Raw genomic sequence first — 17,873 nt, forward strand, 5'->3', positions numbered from 1 at the left:
AGTAAAATTACAACCCCCAATTGCAATTCACTCAAAGCAAACCTGACAGATTTTTAAAACCTGTCGGGTTTATTTCATTTTTATATATAATATTTTTTATTGCGCCTTAATAACTTTATAAGGTAAATTTTTAAAAACTCCTTTGGTAACTTCAAAAACATTTGGAGTTACGATTTTAGTCTGTAAAGCACCTACTTTTTCAGCTTTGAAACTAAATGTACCTGAAACTGTTTTTTTATCAGCATCCATAGCTGTAATCGTTATTTTTCCAGATTTAGGAAAATGCTCTCCATAAGAATTTCCATCTATAAGATAATAATTCAAAAACAATGCATTACTAGTGGTAACTACTGGTGTATCAACATCATCATCCTGATCTGTAAAAGTGTATTCTTTTAACGGCATTGCATCATTAGTTGTCAATTCACTTTCACAAGCCAATAAAAGCATTTGCGAATCGTCCTGAACATTGATATCAAAACGCTGTCCGCCGTCTTCACCTGGAACTTTAATTAAAGTAACACTGGTGATTTTTGTAGCTTTCCATTCAGTTCCATTGATTGTAGCTGAAACTGAGCCATTCTCATTGTTTTCTTCATTATCATCACTGCTGCAGCCTGCAAATAAAATTGATAACGATAATAATCCAATGCTTAATAATTTTTTCATGAGTGGTATTTATTTTGGTTTTGGTTAAGCAAAAAAACTACTAAAAAACCAGAAAAACATACGGGAAACCACATTGTAGAAAAATAATTTGAAAATAAAAAAAACGATAGGGTTTCAAAGCCTGTCGGATTTAACTTAAAAATTAGGACATAAAAAAACCGAGTCATTTCTGACTCGGTCTATTTTGGAATATATGGACAACATTTATTTTTAATTTCTAAAAGCCTTCCATATTTTTTAGCAAAAGCTTGTTTCAAATTATTAGTTTCTGTTCCTGACAATGGATTTCTGGAACTAACAATAAATCCAAATCTTTTTTCTTTAGGAATTTTAATAATACTAGATTCAAAAATGCTTATTGCACTAACTATCTGATCTAAAGCAACCTTAACGTCCTTTCCTTTTAATTCTACAAAATAAAATTCATCATTAGAATGTCTTACAAAACCAAAATCACATTTTTGAACTTGCTTTGAAGTTATTAAACAATCATCAATTCTAATTCTCGTAAAACACTCATTCGAAATAATTTCAAATCTTTTTCCATTCTCAGAAGCAACTTTACTTTTCAAACAACAATCTTGATTTGCTTCAATAAGATCATCAAAATTATTGTGCATATCGTAACTCTGTTAATTTATCAAATTCTTCAGAAATAATATCTGAAACTCCATCAATTGCATTAGTATCGATACTTCTGAATTCCTCATTTTTGATTGAATATACTTTTCCATCATTACGAACTTCATAAACAGAAATATCATCATACTCTATCCATTTGTCTTCAGATACAATCGAATTTATTTTTTCTTTTAAATAAGGATGTTCATTGAAAGTGTTTTTTGCAAGCATTAATGTATCAAGAGAGGAAAGAATATATGGACTATGGGTTGTTATTATAACTTTATGTTTAATGCTATTTACTTTTGATATAACATGGTCAATCAATTTTTTTTGTTTGATTGGAAATAAATTCAATTCTGGCTCTTCAATAATTATTCCTTTACTATAATTAAAAGTAACATCATTAGTTTTAATTTCATAATCAAGTACAAGTAATAAGGGAATTAATGATTGTACACCGCTTGATGCTTCACTTAATAACACTTTAGCATTGTTTATAAAAACTTCATCTATACCCTTATTATAAGTATAATTCAAAGCAAAACTTTCATATTTTACTTCTTTCATTTCATCTCTCGCAACTTCATATTTAGCTGCAAAATCTTTATAGCATTCAGGTAAAGCAACATTATTAGCTAATAAACCAAAAAGAGAGTTTCCAATTAAAGAAAATAGAATTCTTTCTGCAGGTACGTATGTTGAATTTCTATTTTTTAAAAAATGGTTTAGCGAAAACTTGAAAAAAATTTCTTTATCAAAATCTACAAATTGCGAAAGAACTGATTCTTTAGTTAATTCGTCTAATTTATTTTTAACATTATTAAGATTTTTATGTTTAAGCTTAACATCAACTAAAAAGATCTCATCATCTACCAATTGACATAAAACGTCATTCCCATCACAATATTTAATTTCTGTGTTATTTGTATCAAAATTAATATTATACCTTTTCAATTGACTTTTAAAATCTATTTTTAAAGAATCTGTAAGTGATAATAATAAAAAACTATCTCTAAATATCAAGATTAGCTTTGCCAAAACACTTTTTCCTGTAGAAGTATCTCCGATAAACACAACATATTTAGTCAAATCTATTTCAGCTTCTTTTATAGGTCCAAAATTTTTAACTATTAACTTTTCCATTTCTTATTTGTAATTACAATGTAAATATAACTAAAAAACCGAGTCATTTCTGACTCGGTTTTCATATTCAATATAAAAAAGTAAATTATTTTACTTCTTCAAAACTAACAAATACTGTATATCAACAATTTACAAATATATGGTACAAATAAGGTACAAATTAAATCTAATTTATTTCTAGAAAGCAGGTACTGAATAGAAAAAACATAACTATTAAATGAAAGGTTTTTCCGCTCATCTGACTTATATTAGAACAAAACTCTATTATTTTTACAAAGTTATTTTATAATAGTCCTTAAAACAATTTAAATGTCCTTAGAAAAACATATAGATTTTAATCAATTAACCCCTGATCAGTTCGAAGAGTTATGCTTCGAACTTTTGATTAAGCATGGCTTTACATCGATTACCTGGCGACAAGGTGGAGCCGATAATGGCAGAGACATAGAAGCAGATTTATCCATTTCTAATGGGGTGCTTGGTACATTCAATGAAAAGTTCTTTTTCGAATGTAAGAGATATGAAAAAGGGGTTCCTCCGTCTGAACTAAATTCAAAAATAGCATGGGCTGATGCTGAAAAACCGCAACATATAGTATTCTTTATTTCTTCGTACCTTACTAACAATGCAAGAGAATGGATTGAAAAAGTTAAGAAAGACCGATTTTTCAAAATTCATGTTGTCGAAGGAAAGACATTAAGTAGATTACTTGCCCAGCACGATGACCTGATTTCAAAATATTTTATAAAAAACAAATTTATTAATCTTTTAGATGAAACAATAAGTAAGTGGACTCTACATAACCTTACACCAAATTTTTGGACTTACTATTATCTTTTAGATAACCTCGACAAAGAGTCGCTGACTACCAACCAACTTGTATATCTTTATGTTCTATATTTCACTAACTATTCTAAATTAGAGGAACTGGAAAATGAAATTTATCATGGAATAGAAATTTCGGATCACATATATGAGCTAAGTGAAATACTAAAGAAAAAACATTCATGTGATCATTCGGTTTTAATTGGCGAATTTGATTTTGATACCCTAAGTGATGAAGGCTATCTAAAAGCGGACGAGGAAAGCAACTTAAAATTCAAATATGATTTTATTGCTTGTGAGGCTTCAACAAAACAACCAGATGGAAAAAGCTACAAATTATGTTATTATCTATTTAGACGTTTATCAGAAAATGAAAGTATTGAAATAATACTTCATCATACTTCGTCATTAGATTTTAAAATCCGCTACTCCAACAGCTACAATTTTGAACAATTCAGGGAAGCTCTAAACCTTGTCAACTTACGTCAGCCATTTCAGGATGAAGTTTTAGTACTTAGTAGTAATATGAAATAGAATTAATTCAGACTTTACTTTACTTCGTTTAATTTCACTGTTAGCTAATTAAATACAGAAGATAAAGCAGAAATATATGTTTTTTTTATATTTACTTAATACATTTTCACTAATCAAAATCAATAAATGCTACACGATTACGAAAAAATGACTTTTGAAAGAATACAAACTTTACCTCAAGGATTTTATCTTTCTTATGATAATGACGGAAATGTAGTTCTTTCGATTAAAGCAGTTGCCGGTGTAGTTACTTCTATTGTAAAGGGCTGCCCTATCACTTTATATTTAATTAAAGATGAAAAACTGACTACTTTGTATATTATTGATAATCCACAAATGCCATTATATTTTAAAGGGATGGATTTTACAGACAAACACACAGAATTCCCAAATTTCGAGGAAGTTGTGATAGAGCTGATCAAAGCAGAAAGTTTTTCATTAGTATTGTTGAACGAAGCAAATTATCAAATTGCAAATTCAAAAATCAACAAAGCAAATTCAATTAACATATTTAAAAAATGGCTTGGAGATAGTGAGCAAGTTTTTGAAATCATACTTTCCAACACCAGCTTAAAAACTGAAAACATGCCAATGTACATTGATTCATTTCAAAATAAAATATGGGATTACAAACTAATTCACAACAAAGCATATTTTAAGTTTGATGAGTACACTAAAGATGGAAAACATGGATATCATCAAGAGTTTTCATTTAGAAATATTCTTTCAATTTACTACGAACCAAATAAGGAATTATTTCATTCTATCAAAAAATCAAATGGAGAGGAATTTACAGATTTCGTTCTAATTTATGAAAGAGCGGTAGTGCTAATTGAATCAAAATATACTATTAGCTCTAAACAAACTATGTTTAATAAAGCAATAAGTAAAGCAGTAAAACAACTTGCGAATGCGGAAAAAACAGCAATAGAAAAGCCTGACTTCATTGCCGACCCTAAAGTGCGACAGGGGTTGGCAAATTTTGAAGTCCTTTTAAAAATATGCATTTTTTATGACGATGGAAGAGATTTATCAAACTCTTTTAAAAACATTTCTGCAAGTTTTACCCCTGAAACTTTACCTATTTTTATATCCATAGATATTTTTTATCAATTCGCTTCTTACCTACAAATTCATAATGAGAATTACAAATATTACATTATTAAAAATCTTCTGAGAATTAGAGCCGACTATTCAAAAAAGAACCAAATTATTATAATTAATGGTTTTAATATAAATACTGGCGTAATAGAACTTGTTAAATAGTACTAATTATATGTTATGTTACTAACAAAGCTTTATCTATCTCCCAAATTCCGCCTTTTGTATGACATAACATATCTAAGTAATCTTTTATATTTTCTTCAAGAACCACAAAACAAAGTAAATGCGTCGGTCTTGAAAATCCTACGTACATCATTTTTAAAGCTTCTTTTGCCCTGGCATCACCATCACTTCGATAATTATGATATTGGTTAAATAATGGATTAGGCAGAATTTCTTCAGGTCTTGTTTTTGTGCCTACTCTAGCAACTACCCTTAACTTGCTTGTTTCATATTTGAAATAAGAGGATTCAATATACATTGTGGCACAGTGGGTCTGTCCTTTTACGGCATGGATAGACTGTAGATCAATGTTTATTTCTTCATTAGAAGAAACCGAAACAGCCGGATTTTCTTCTTGTTCGAAGTTTACAGAATCGACAAATTCTTCTGACCTGCTTATGGAGCATGCTATAAAATCCTCTTCTTCAGCTGACCATCTTAAACCAATGAAGTCCGGGCCTTTTATAAATATTTTCAGATCTTGAAAAACCTCTTCTTTTTTTCCGTTAACAGTTGCATCAAATGCCCATGAGAATAGTTTAGCTTTAAAATCATTATAATATTCATCCCCCTGATTTTTCAAAAACTGCATTAGGGTGGATTTGGTAAATTTCCTTCCTCTTCCGTCGCGGATATACTCAAGGTCCAGGATTCTTGTAAGGCTGTTAAGAATGGAAGCTCTGGCAGCTCCCAGAGTCAATGCTCCTGCGTCGAAATGATAGATATATTTCTTCAGACAGTTAAAGTCCTCTTTTCTGACCCTGCTTTCCTTTGTATACTCGGAAAACAGCTTTTTCAGATAAAGTTCACTATTATCCTCCTCTTTGTCTGTTACCCAGCTAATTATCTTAAAGCCATTTTCAATATTTTTATCGCAGTTGTTTAACTGATGCTTTTTTATTAATTCAATAAATTTGCTTTTAATCTCTTTCCCTGTCGTGTCTCTGTTAATTAAAATTAAATGGGGATTTAAATCTGAATCTTTAAAAAGTCCCGTGACCTTATAGTTTTCAGGTCTCTGCAGTACAAATTTATCTACCAGATCAGCCGTTTTCGAACTTAGGCGCAGTGAATTTTGAATTCGCAGATCGACATAGGATTCTGCCTCCGCCTCTTCTCTTGTAATCCAGTCACAGGTCTGCTTTACTTTCCTGCCTGAACTGTAAATTGCCTGGTTTTTATCACCTATCCTCTGTATTACAGTTGGCGATTCTTTTCCAAAAAATATCTGATCAACGATATTTATCTGGTTGATTTCCAGATCCTGCATCTCGTCCACAAAAACATACTTGAAGCGCTTCTGGAGAATATTTTTCAAATCTGTATTGGATAAAATGAACTTTAAGGATAAGTCAAATGAGTCAATGTACTTAAAATAACCCTGTTTTCTAAGTTCATCATAAATCGTTTTGAGCTCCGCACCAGAAGGGGAAGAAAAAACCAGCCTTTTTTTCCAAGTTTTGGGAAAAATATCAGAATAAAAGCAGCAATCTTCTTCATTATATTCTATTCTTTTGACAAGCTCAATGATTTCAGTTAATGAAGGCTCATATCCTTTCAAAGTATTATTGAAATCGAACAGTATTTTTCTTTCCGTCTGTGTGAGCAGACTGGAGGTTATACGATCATAATTTTTTTGTATATTAAGAAGGGAATCATTTTTATCAATAAATTCTAGACTCCTAAACTTAACCAGCTGCTGTTTTTTATCAGCTATGCCATATTTCCCTAAAAAAACTTCTGTCAATGTATTGCGGCTTTCTTTGAGATATCGGCTTAAAATTGCATATATCTTGGATGATTTATTGTAAAAGATCTCTCTCGCAACCTTTTCATTAGAGAGTTCATCTTCATTTTTCGTGATATAGCTCCCATACTGTTCAAAACAAGCCTGGTTAGCAACATATCTATTGACAAAACTTTGAATAGTCCCTACATAATTTGGATATTGAAAAAGCTGCGGACAATGCTTCTTTATCTTTTTTTCAATTTCTTCAACCGCCGTATTGGTGTGGGCCAAAACTAAAATTCCAGATCCGTCTTCAAAAGGCATATTTTGTGCAATGCAGTACAGCTTCGCAATCAGCGCGGTCGTTTTTCCGCTGCCGGGAACAGCTAGGAGATCGCATGTTTCAAGATTTTTAATAAAATCTCTTCTTTCCTCATCAAAACTGCCACTGATAAATATCTTTTTTGCTTGAGTGATAAATTTTTCAATTTCCATTTTTACAGGCATGTTTAATTGCAGCGGCGATATAATAAAACGAGTCATCTTTCTTAAAACTGATCGTCTGCATTTTTTTAATCTCTTCACTCAACTCATAAGCCAGCTGCGTCTTTTGAAGACTTTTGCTCAATAACAGCTTTGCGAGTCCAATTTCCCACTCCATCTCACTGCTGCATGAAGTGAAAGTATCACTATGCACATTTTTTAAAACTTCTTTAAACAGACTGCCTAACAGTTCGGACCTTAATATGCACCATTCAAAAGTCCAAAACGGAGAAACAAACGGAATTACGAAATCACTATTTTTATCCAGGACTGCTTTCTTTTTTTCACTTCTAATCGTCTCAATGTCGTCAATTTTCTGCTTAATAAATTCATACTGAATATTCTTCCCAATTTTTATCGGCTTATCATCAGTACCAAGTTTTGGCTCTCTCTCATATTCTCTTTGGTCCAAATCAGTGATTACTGATACAGGCACTCCAAGTTCATCATCATCTGCCCTTAGGAAAATTTTAGAAAAGTGCAGATAGGCTGTGGATCCTACATTTACAATAGAGACTTCATTTTTAGTTAAGTCACAATTCATTTTTGAGGCGATTTCAGGAATTAGGATTTCTTCTGACCATCCTTCAACCAGAATTACTCCTCTTGCAAAAAAAAGATTGGATTTGGTTACATCCAAAAATCTTTTTAAGAATTCATAACTATTAGCATACTTACCTTCCTTTATCTCAGAACCTAAAAAAGTGTATTCTTCTCCCAAGGGAAAAACATTGCTGTTTTTACATATGATTAAAGACTTCAAATCAACTTTAGAGGCAATATTGGGACTGTGTGTACTGAGAATGAACTGAATATCGCTTTCGGCTTCTCTATCGAGCGTCTGAATAATCTTCATTTGGGCCTGGGGATGCAGGTGGGCTTCCAATTCTTCTATGAGGCATAACTTCAGACCCTCATAATTTTCCTTTTTTAAATGCAGCAGCTCCGCCGCCATAAAAAGCCGGTTCATTGTGCCTAATCCCAAGTTAGTGTGCTCATCAATGCCCAAAGATATTTTTTCAAGGATGCTTTTAATTTCGGCTTCTGTTATGTCAAATTTTGAAAAATGCCTTTCATCTATAAAATTTTTGAGAAACTTATTAATTGGTTTAACGATCTGGTCTTTATTGCTCTTTTGTCCTGTGGCTTTTTCATCATTATTGAAATAATCTTTAATCAAAGCATTCGCATCATCAAAGATTTCTTCCAAGTCATGTTTTCTGCCTTTTTCCTTTTTAAACAGTTTATGCTCCTGTAAAATCTGGGAGAGCCTGGAATTTTTCTTAGCCATCAACTCACTGTCAGCATCACGAAGAGCCTTAAGATATGTTGTTTTCAAGTACTCTCTCGCTTCTGCATTTAAAATATAACCTGTCCCATCCATGCCAGCTTTCACATCTGACGGGATTATTTTATCCTCTCGTAATTCCGCCTGATAAATTAGAATAAGCTTTGGTCTTGAAAGCCCATTTTCCAGCTCCCAGCCCAGCCATTCTATAAAATGCTTTGCTTCATCATTTGAGATGCCTTTAAAGTGCACTTCAATTCGCAACTTTTGCGAATCTTTAGCAAAATCCGATCTCTCCACTTTGATCCACTCGTATGCGTGGGTTTTGAGCACCAGTTTTAGTGCATCTATAATCGCAGACTTACCTGAATCATTCTCACCAATGAGAATGTTCATCCCTTTCTGAAAAGGAACTTCCAGATCAGCTGTTTCGATGTCAAAACCATTAGATCCTGAACCATACTTTCTAAAATTCCATAATTTTAATTCTGCTATATACATAAAATTTTTTAATGAAATACTTAATTTATGTTGGCAATAATATGTCATCCAAAAATAAATTAACATTTTTTAGATTATTTAAATGTTTGACATTCTATTGATGTCTGCTTCAAATCTTATTGATATTATTTTATTTATCTTCCACTTCATCAGATGAAATCTTATACTCTGTGCGATTAACATCGTATACTACGCTTTTAATTTCCACAGACTTAATGTGCGAAACTCTAATTGAATCCAAATCAATTGATAATGTCCCCTCTCTAAGATCAGCATCGTTTCTTTCCCATTCTTGTCCAGGTAAATCGAAAGGAAAATTTTGGGAATCTTTATCAGCATCTGGCTTTGATGGCATTCGCACCCACACTTTATAATCGTGCACTAATTCCTCACCATCCCAATCCATAAGGCTTACTTCAATAGTTGAACCCTTGATAACTTCAGGCGCAATAACTTTGGAAGCAGAATTAAATAAAGTTACATTAAGCCCTCCATCGGATTGAGCCGAAGGAAATATTATCCCATCAATTCTAAACTCTGATGCTAAAAACTCTGCAACAACTTGTGTAGCTAAATATTCAGCATGTTCGTCATCTGGCATTACCGGTTTAGTCAATCGTTGACTTAATTTTTTTAGAAATATTATATTCGTTATTCGACGAGCATAGCTTTCATCAAAATAACTTCCCTCTATATTTGTTAGCTTGAGAGCGCTTAAATCAAGTACCTGTAAAGTTCTCTTAATTTCAAAACGTGCTACTGCCACCTTACAACCTACTGGAGGTCTAATTTCTGCCAACGCTGTTTCAGGATTGACCGATCCGTAAAAAACTGAAATGCCTCTAGAGTTCATTCTACCTGCGGTAGCATATTCAGAAGGCGGCGGGCCAATTTCTTTATCGGGAAACTCCAGCGCGATTTTAAGTCTGTTATCGGATTGAAATGCCCTTGCCCTAAAGAGATGCCTCAATTGATTTTTAGGTCCAATTTTACGCACCACTGGTTTTTTTTTATGAGTATGCAAAGATTCAATATCCTCAAAAATAGATTTTAGAAGTTGCTCATGATTTTTATTAAAAAACCGAGTGCTAGTCTTAAGAGTATGCTCGAAATTTTCCCACTGCATCTGCCATTCAAAATCGTCGTGACTTTTAATTTCGTAAGATGAACCACTTTCAAACTCACTATTTTCTCCCATTTCCGCTGCGGAATGATCATAATGCCGATCTGCTAATATTTCTTGGACATCTGCCGCAATTTCTTCTTCAATTTCTGCAGCTTCCATAATTGCTTCAATTACTGGCATTCCATTATTTTCCCAACCAGAATTTTGCAGTTGATAAAAAGACCAGTTTTCTGGGGGATTTTCTGGTGATTGTATGTAATGCTGTTCAAATGCACTCTCTATTTTATCAGCTAAATCAATTAATGAAAAACCTTCAAGTCCATCATTTCCACAATAGGAACAACTGATTTTTGAACCAGTGTTTTTTATTATATTTTTTAAATGATTTTCACCTACACAATCATAACAAATATATTTTTCTGTACTAGTATCCGAATTCATAACTACTCACATTTTAGTAATAAATTGATATTGCGGCTTTATATATAAATAATGAGCTCTTGATAAAAGTACTCATTAAGATGCTGTAATTGCTTTAAAGAGTTGAATCCACTTTTCAATATATTCTTTTGGAATAGCATCTGTTTTTTTATTTTTTAATTGAGTCTTAGCAGCCATTGATACTACCACTTTCCAACCTTTTTCCAAGGTAACTCCGTTAGCTATTGCAAATTCTTCAATTTGACTAACAATTGGTCTTGACGGCGTGTAACTATCTTCAAAATCTACTTCATCTAAAGAATTAAAAAGTTTGTCAATAGCTTTTTTCAACAACTGATATGGTATCAAATCTTCTACTTCAGTTTGCTCAGTTCCGGTATATGCTTTCACTTCCAGTATTCTAGTTTCGAATCCCTTATATAATCCATCCAACAGCCTTTTCTTTGCATCTTCTCCACTTTTATCAGAATCTAAGATTATATGTGGCAAGTCATTTGCTTTACTTGATATCATACTAACCACTCCTGGTACACCTTTTACTCCACCTGACGGTATAAATACAATTTCCTGTTCAGGAGTTAAAAGCGATTCTCGAATCAAAAACCCTTTAATAGCACTAAGATAAAATTGGTCAGATGGCCCCTCAACCACTACACCCTGACAACCTTGTAAAAGAACATCTGAAACACTTAATCCTAAAGCAGCATGAACTGCATAAATGGATTTTTCATTTAGAGCATCACTACCTTGTCTTAAATTACTTGATGCGACTGTATATCCATCTTTGTCCATATACACTACTCTACATCTGTCAATATTAGAAGTATCGACAATAAACGGAGAATGAGTTGTGTTAATAATTTGATTATCCTCAGATAAATTATTAAAGAAAAGAGCTAGATCCTTTTGTGCTAAAGGATGTAAAGTAAGTCCAGCTTCATCAAGTAATAATATTGCATCTTTGTGGTTTTCTTGACTCTCTACGAGAAAAATCAGATAAAAACTAATAAACCATTGCAATCCTGTACTTCTAAGTTCTAATGCTACTTCATCTGTCCTGATACTATCTGAAACCCAAATTCGAAAATAATCGCCATCTGCTTCAAATCTAAATTTATATTCACCTTGTTTCCACCATTCTCTAAATTTCTTAGTTAAATCTCCAGACGCTGATTGTAAAAGGATACTACGTTCTTCTTTATCATTTTCTGCATCTTTAATTTCAGCGCTCGTGGGTTGTACATTTGCATGTCCTCCATTACGTTGAATTGCCATTTCTTTTGGATCTTTTCCTAATTCTAAGATTTCTTGTGGATCTAACTTAACAAAGTCAAAAAGTACTCTCAATGTTCTAACTTGGTCTTCATTTATTTCAATACCGCTTACACTTTGACCGTTAAGCCATTTAATTACATTTGGAAGATAGATTTTGGATGATAAATTGCCATAATTTGAATAATAAACAAAAGATGGTAATACATCTAGAATTGCCTGATGTAAATCTGCATCTTTATATGGAATAATAGTTAATTCTTCTTGTTTTAGTTCTTCTTCACCCTCTACTTCTGCAGCTTCTTCTCCTTTAACAATTTCGATGTTAGCTTTTTCCATTTTCGTTGATATTGGATTACCGCTCGGAAACTCGAATGTATAATGTCGATCATAATAACGTCTCACAATAACAGATTTATCTCGTTGTAAATTACATTCAATTTTGGATTCAATATAGGCTATGCTCTCATCATCAATTTCAAACTCAGCAGTTATAAATCCTATGTCTTGCGGAGTTTTTCGAAAGGTACTTAATTTAGAAACTGGCATATCGTGCAAGATATCAATACTTCCTTCTCTAGCAGGGTTTAATTTCCATAACGCTAAAAGTAAATTTGACTTTCCTGCTTCATTTATTCCTACCAATGTGGTTACATCATCGCAATCAATCCAACCACTATCAACAACTGACCGGAAGTTTTCTACTTTATATCTTTTTAATATCATAGTTAATAAATTTTTGAACAGGTTTGTTTCTTATTTTTAATCCAGAAGAATTGATCTTTTAGAATTTATATCTTTTTTGTAAATGGTAAGAAAGGTAAAAGGGCTTTTTCTACGAAAGAAATCGAAACAAGAAAGCAAATTTTACAATCACACACAATACGTATTTATACTTGATTTATTCTAAAATAAAATTTTCACATTAATATCTTAAAGAGTTGCAAAAATTAATTAGGAAAAGAATCGAGACATCCATTTATTGTCAACTCAAAAAGAATGTCCTATTCTTAGTTAATTGTTTGTTTGACTTTACACTTCTTAATTTATGGACTGCGTAACAAGGTACTATTTATAGGTGCTTTTCGAACTTGGTCCGGTACGATTTCCCGGTATCACCGCTGAAATCACGAAATCAGGATAACTGACCGCCAGATTTGTTGAGGGTTTCAGGTGATGGATTCTAAACCAGTCTTTAAAATTAGCAGGCGCTTCTTTGGCCTTATCACTGAGCTCAAGGAGAACAAAAATTCCCAGCTGGTCATATCCGGAGGTATAGGTCTGGGCCTGTGCAATATAATTCTTCTCCAAAGCGGCCTGATCGGGTCTGAAGAGTGATTTCTTTAATTCGATTGGGATGGTAATAATGTCTTTTTGATAAAGTATATCCACACGCCCTCCGTCAACAAATTTTGCTCTCTCATGCCCAAGCCCGTCCGCAATCTGGGAATGCTCGAAAAAAGAAATCATGCTCTCCTGCAAATCCTGCTCGCTGGCATCCTGTCCTTTTCCGTTTGTTTCTAACTTACTGTAAAGGAATGGAAAACGGCTTTTATCATTGTCTACAAAAGTGAGTCTGGAATATCTGATAACCTCTTCCAGTATTTTCAGAAATGCCGTTTTTCTCTCCTGATCGTAATTTTTAAGAAGGGAATCTATCTCTAATGACAGGGTAAGATAAACCTGCTCTCCATAAATGCTTCCGGTCTTAAAAGGCAGCTTATTGCTGATGTCATTCTTGAGAAGCTCCGCAATGGCTTTCTCCCAAGGCAGGTTTTTATTTATTATCTTCTGGTAGGCGGCAATTCCGTCGTCTCCAAATTTCTGCTGCAGGGAAATCAGAAGCTCGTAATTTTCTGGATTGGGCTGCTCAGCATCGGGGAAAAACCCCGTTATTTTATCTATAAATTGTATAAGGTCTTCTTTAGCTGCGGATTTGAGCTTATTGAGCCTTTTCTTTTCTGCCTGAAGATGGACTTTATAAATATGAGCTTCTACTGTACTGAAGAAATTGTCATCAATACTTTTCATGAGCCCTTTGGCGTTACCATTAAAACTCCGGTATAAGCCGATCTCTGCATTGAGATCCATCAGAACGCGAACATTTGTGCTGAAGTCCAGCCACTCTTCTGATGAGCGCAGCATATCATAACTGGATTTGATATTTCTGATCATTTTAAAAATCAGAAAATCAAGCTCTAGCCCGTCCCTTTCATAAAGGTTTCTGAGGAGCAGTGCCTTTTCAAGAGCCGATAATTTTTCATCTGAATCTGTGGCATTATCAACTATGGCGGCCAGTATCCATTGTAGCAGCAGCAGATAATAAGCCGCATCGTCACGATTTTCCACTGAATCTGATGCTGCCTGAAAATACCGCTGTGCCTGCTGAAGGTTTTCGATCAGCTCTTTTATATCATCGCCGTCTATATTTTCCGAAATGGCGAACAATCCCAGACATATCAAACACTGGCTGGCTATATCAGCATTGGGGCTATCAGAAAGCCTTTTAAGGTTTTCCTTTGTCTGCGCTGTGAATACCTCTGGAAAATAGGGCAGATATTTCAGGCTTATAACCAGCAGTTCCTCCTGATCGCTGTTCAAAAAATCATTAACCAGCCCAGCAGTTTTAAATCTGTTGGCCAGCATTCCCGTTAAGGTCAGGTCACTGATAATTTTAAAGCAGGAGCGTCTTACATAGAGGTTTGGGGAGTTCTCTGCTCCCAAAAACAGAACATCGGACAGCTCCGATGCGCTTAACTGACTGGCCTCATCACTGGTGTAAATGTTATCTAAAAACAAAACCTGCTCAAAGATGCTTCCTGTTTTAAAAAGGTCTGAGTGTTTCTGATAATTATCCATTAAAAAACAAATTCATCTGCGTTTTTCATAAAAGTGCGCTTTTTATCGGTGATCTCAGAGAATTCCCTTAAAGCAGAGCCCACAAATATCTGCAGTTCATTTTCAAATCTGTCATTCACATTTTTAAAAATTTCCGCTAGCCCTTTAAGATGCTGGGGCACCATTTCTTCGCTTCCGGGCGAGTCAAATATCAGAAAGCGCGGATGTCTTCCCAGACTGTGTTCAATATCGAGCTGGATCAGACTGAGATAAAAAGCCAGTTTTGCCCTGAGTTTTTCCCCTTCGCTCAAGTCATTAAAGCCGATCTGCACTTCATTCTGGGTGTATATCAATTCATATTTTTCATTAATGCTGACCTGTGTAATGCTTTTCAAACCAAAGGCATTCACTTCTTTGAGTATGAGTGTCTCCAGTTTTTCTAAAATATCCTGATTTAACCTGCTTCTTTTTTTCTCCAGCGAAGAGAGTGCAAACTCCAAAACAGCTCTTTTTAGATTCAGGCTTTCAAACTCTTCCGAAACTGGGCTACTTTCCGCGCGCTTTATTTCTTCGAGCTGGAAATCCAGCACGGCCTGTTCCTTTATGAGCTGTTCCTTCTTTTCGAGCTGCTCTTTGTGCTTTTCACGTTCTATGCCTATCTGGGCAATATGTTCTTCTATTTCACTCATTCTTTTATTGTCTGCTTCGGCAGTTGGAAGCGAAGAAATCTTTTCATTGTAATTTTCCGCATTCTTTTTTGCCTCGCCGATAAGTACTTTTTTCTCATCGAGACTTTTAATTATTTTTTCCAGACGCTGCTGATGCGTTGTAATTTCCTCCTGGATCTGAGCTGATTTCTGGTCGATTTCATCCTTCTCTATCTTCTGATCCTTTGGTTCTTCCCCGCACAGGCTGCAGACATGATGCTCTTTCTCCTTTTCCTTTTTAGTCTCGCTGACTGTGATTTCACAGTGCGGACAAGACTTAATATCCAGATTGGTAAAGAAGCTCTGGGACTGGCTGTAAAGCTCCATGTTCAGGACCTGCCTTTGAAGCCTTACAATTTCCGCTTCCACTTTCTTCCGGTCGCTCTTCAGGTTATCAGATTCATCTTCAATACGGTTTTGCCTTGATTTTTCCCCTTGATAGGACTCGGTAAGTTCTCTATGCTCTTTTCTGACTCTGGCAACCCTTTGCTGAACTTCGGCATATTCCTCCAATAAAGGGCGCTCCTGAAAAATAATTGCTACATTATCGGTACCTGTCTCCAGTTCCGCCGTTACTTCGTTATATTTTTTCTCAAGTCCCGCTTTCAAAGATTTGGCCGTATCGGCCTTTGTTCCGCTGACAAGCTTTAGTTGGCCAAGACTCACATTCACGAGGTCCTGCTGCACTTTTAGCATATTTATAGGATAAGTTAGCGGCAGTCCCAGAACCATTTCGAAGATTTTTTTTCCCTGCAGTCCAATGCCTTCCTGTTCGAAGAATAAATGCTTGTAATTACTGGATTCCAAATAAATTGATTTAAAATAGGTCGCCCAACTCAGACTTGAAGTATTTAGGTCAACTGAATCCTTTGCGCTGTTTTTCTGGGTAAATTTCAAGACATAATATGAAAACTGCTCAAAAAAGAAACTCTGGAGTTTCTCTTCAAGTTCCAATGCGCTTCTAAAAGAAAACTCAACCTGTTTCTCCAGCGTATCGAGCTTAAATCCGCTTTTATAACTTTTGTACTGGTCAATACTAAATCGGTAAAGGCTCCCCCTGTCGCGCCCGGTGCGATCAATATGGCAGGTATAAGTCACTTTACCTACGGTAAACTCCAGCAGAATTTCCTCTATCCAGGGCTTTATGTCTTTTTTGATGCTATCCTTTCCGGTAAGGGCAAATTTTATGATTTTGAATACGGTTGATTTCCCTTTCTGGTTATCGGCAATCCAGATATTAATTCCGCTGTGGAAAGGCTGGTCAAAATTTAACACAGCTCCGGAATTCCTTATCCCTGAAAAGACAAGCCTGTTCAGACGGAGCGCTTTACCCACAGAGGCTGGACTGTCTTTGTTGTAGCTTTCTTCCAGAAAAAGTATATCTTCTATTTCCTGAACAGATAATTTATCCTCGAATTGTTTGTGAACAAAAGCAACAAAGTCCCTGTAATTAATATCTGTACTGCTCATAATAACTGTTTATTAAATCTCTGCTCATAGGCGTTCCTTACTTTTGCATTTATATTCTGAATATGGCTCTTATAGGAGATATTGCTGTACTCTGCGTAATTATATTGTCTGGTTTTGAGCTGGGAGCCCGTAAAGTGTCCGAAATATTTTTTAATGAGTTCACAGCGCTGGAAATACCACTGCACTGCAGGAATTGTCTTCAGATGGCTTTCGATCCTTTCGGCACAGTAACGGGTAACGTAATAATTTTTATCATATGTTTTTCCATCAGTTCTTCGTCTGCTTTCGTGTTTTAGAAAACCAATGCTGACATGAAAGGCTACCGCTTCATCAATGCTTTCATAAGCCCCATGGAAAAATTTCTCCATTTCTTCCACCCTTAGCTGGGGTTCATTATTTAAATAAATGTCTTCAATAACAGAACTTACTTCCTCTGTGGAAATAACATTATCGGCATCCATCAGATCCATGAGTTCCATTGAAAGAAAATCGGGATATCTGAGCAGAAAATCCAGCGCCTGAATTTTTATTTCAGTGCGGAACAGTCCAAAATAAGGGGAACCGGCATCCTGGCTGCGCTCGCAGAAAACATACAGAATTATTATGATGCGCAGCCTGTCTCTGTATTTTCTGAGAAAATCCTCCATAAGATAAACAAATTACAAATAGTGTTCTTAAATAAATTAAGATTTTTCGCTAATATATAAATTATTAGCTATGTATTTAAAAATTAAATGCGCAATAAATCACAGTAGATCGAATGCCGAGTTTTAAAAAAGCGCAATTGAAACAGGATGCTATTCCGACTTAGAGCGTGTAAAATCCATAATAAACTGA

General features: G+C 34.5%; 12 protein-coding genes. 2 read left to right on the plus strand and 10 right to left on the minus strand.

Annotated features, from left to right (window positions below; translation table 11 throughout):
* Positions 1-96: 96 nt before the first annotated feature.
* The 3 genes from EV144_RS03665 to EV144_RS03675 all read right to left on the minus strand — a co-directional run bounded on the left by EV144_RS03665 (position 97) and on the right by EV144_RS03675 (position 2,436).
* The gene (locus tag EV144_RS03665; RefSeq protein WP_134146293.1) at positions 97-669 is read right to left on the minus strand and encodes a DUF6252 family protein; all 573 of its coding nucleotides are present in this window, start codon (positions 667-669) and stop codon (positions 97-99) included.
* Positions 670-848: 179 nt separating this feature from the next.
* A complete protein-coding gene (locus EV144_RS03670) occupies positions 849-1,289 on the minus strand; it encodes a hypothetical protein (protein WP_134146295.1) in 441 nt (146 codons plus the stop codon).
* A complete protein-coding gene (locus tag EV144_RS03675; RefSeq protein ID WP_134146297.1) occupies positions 1,279-2,436 on the minus strand; it encodes an AAA family ATPase in 1,158 nt (385 codons plus the stop codon). Before EV144_RS03675 ends, EV144_RS03670 begins: the two co-directional genes overlap by 11 nt.
* 309 nt (positions 2,437-2,745) lie before the next feature.
* Here EV144_RS03675 and EV144_RS03680 point away from each other — a divergent pair, with 309 nt between their 5' ends.
* Positions 2,746-3,795, plus strand: coding sequence for a restriction endonuclease (locus EV144_RS03680; protein WP_134146299.1), 1,050 nt, complete (start codon positions 2,746-2,748; stop codon positions 3,793-3,795).
* Positions 3,796-3,921: 126 nt separating this feature from the next.
* Complete coding sequence (locus EV144_RS03685) at positions 3,922-5,061, plus strand: hypothetical protein (protein WP_134146301.1); 1,140 nt, start codon at positions 3,922-3,924, stop codon at positions 5,059-5,061.
* 13 nt (positions 5,062-5,074) lie between these two features.
* On the opposite strand, the gene EV144_RS03690 is transcribed toward EV144_RS03685, so the two are convergent.
* The 7 genes from EV144_RS03690 to EV144_RS03720 form a co-directional block, all read right to left on the minus strand.
* On the minus strand, positions 5,075-7,345 hold the full coding sequence (locus tag EV144_RS03690) for a UvrD-helicase domain-containing protein (protein WP_166670531.1): 2,271 nt from the start codon (positions 7,343-7,345) through the stop codon (positions 5,075-5,077).
* Positions 7,335-9,182, minus strand: coding sequence for an ATP-dependent nuclease (locus tag EV144_RS03695; protein ID WP_134146305.1), 1,848 nt, complete (start codon positions 9,180-9,182; stop codon positions 7,335-7,337). Before EV144_RS03695 ends, EV144_RS03690 begins: the two co-directional genes overlap by 11 nt.
* A gap of 130 nt (positions 9,183-9,312) precedes the next feature.
* Entirely contained in the window at positions 9,313-10,749 is a 1,437-nt protein-coding gene (locus EV144_RS03700) for an RES family NAD+ phosphorylase (protein ID WP_134146307.1), read from the minus strand.
* Between the two features lie 75 nt (positions 10,750-10,824).
* Positions 10,825-12,747 carry an AAA family ATPase gene (locus EV144_RS03705; RefSeq protein WP_134146310.1) on the minus strand — a complete coding sequence of 641 codons (1,923 nt, stop codon included), beginning with the start codon at positions 12,745-12,747 and terminating at the stop codon, positions 10,825-10,827.
* Positions 12,748-13,089: 342 nt separating this feature from the next.
* Positions 13,090-14,880: a hypothetical protein gene (locus EV144_RS03710; RefSeq protein ID WP_134146312.1), complete on the minus strand. Its 1,791-nt coding sequence runs from the start codon at positions 14,878-14,880 to the stop codon at positions 13,090-13,092.
* Entirely contained in the window at positions 14,880-17,036 is a 2,157-nt protein-coding gene (locus EV144_RS03715; protein WP_134146314.1) for an AAA family ATPase, read from the minus strand. The genes EV144_RS03710 and EV144_RS03715 overlap by 1 nt, the downstream gene beginning before the upstream one ends.
* The gene (locus EV144_RS03720; protein WP_134146316.1) at positions 17,033-17,683 is read right to left on the minus strand and encodes a hypothetical protein; all 651 of its coding nucleotides are present in this window, start codon (positions 17,681-17,683) and stop codon (positions 17,033-17,035) included. Before EV144_RS03720 ends, EV144_RS03715 begins: the two co-directional genes overlap by 4 nt.
* Between the last annotated feature and the right edge of the window lie 190 nt (positions 17,684-17,873).

This window comes from Flavobacterium sp. 270, from assembly GCF_004368785.1.
Classification (GTDB): Bacteria; Bacteroidota; Bacteroidia; order Flavobacteriales; family Flavobacteriaceae; genus Flavobacterium.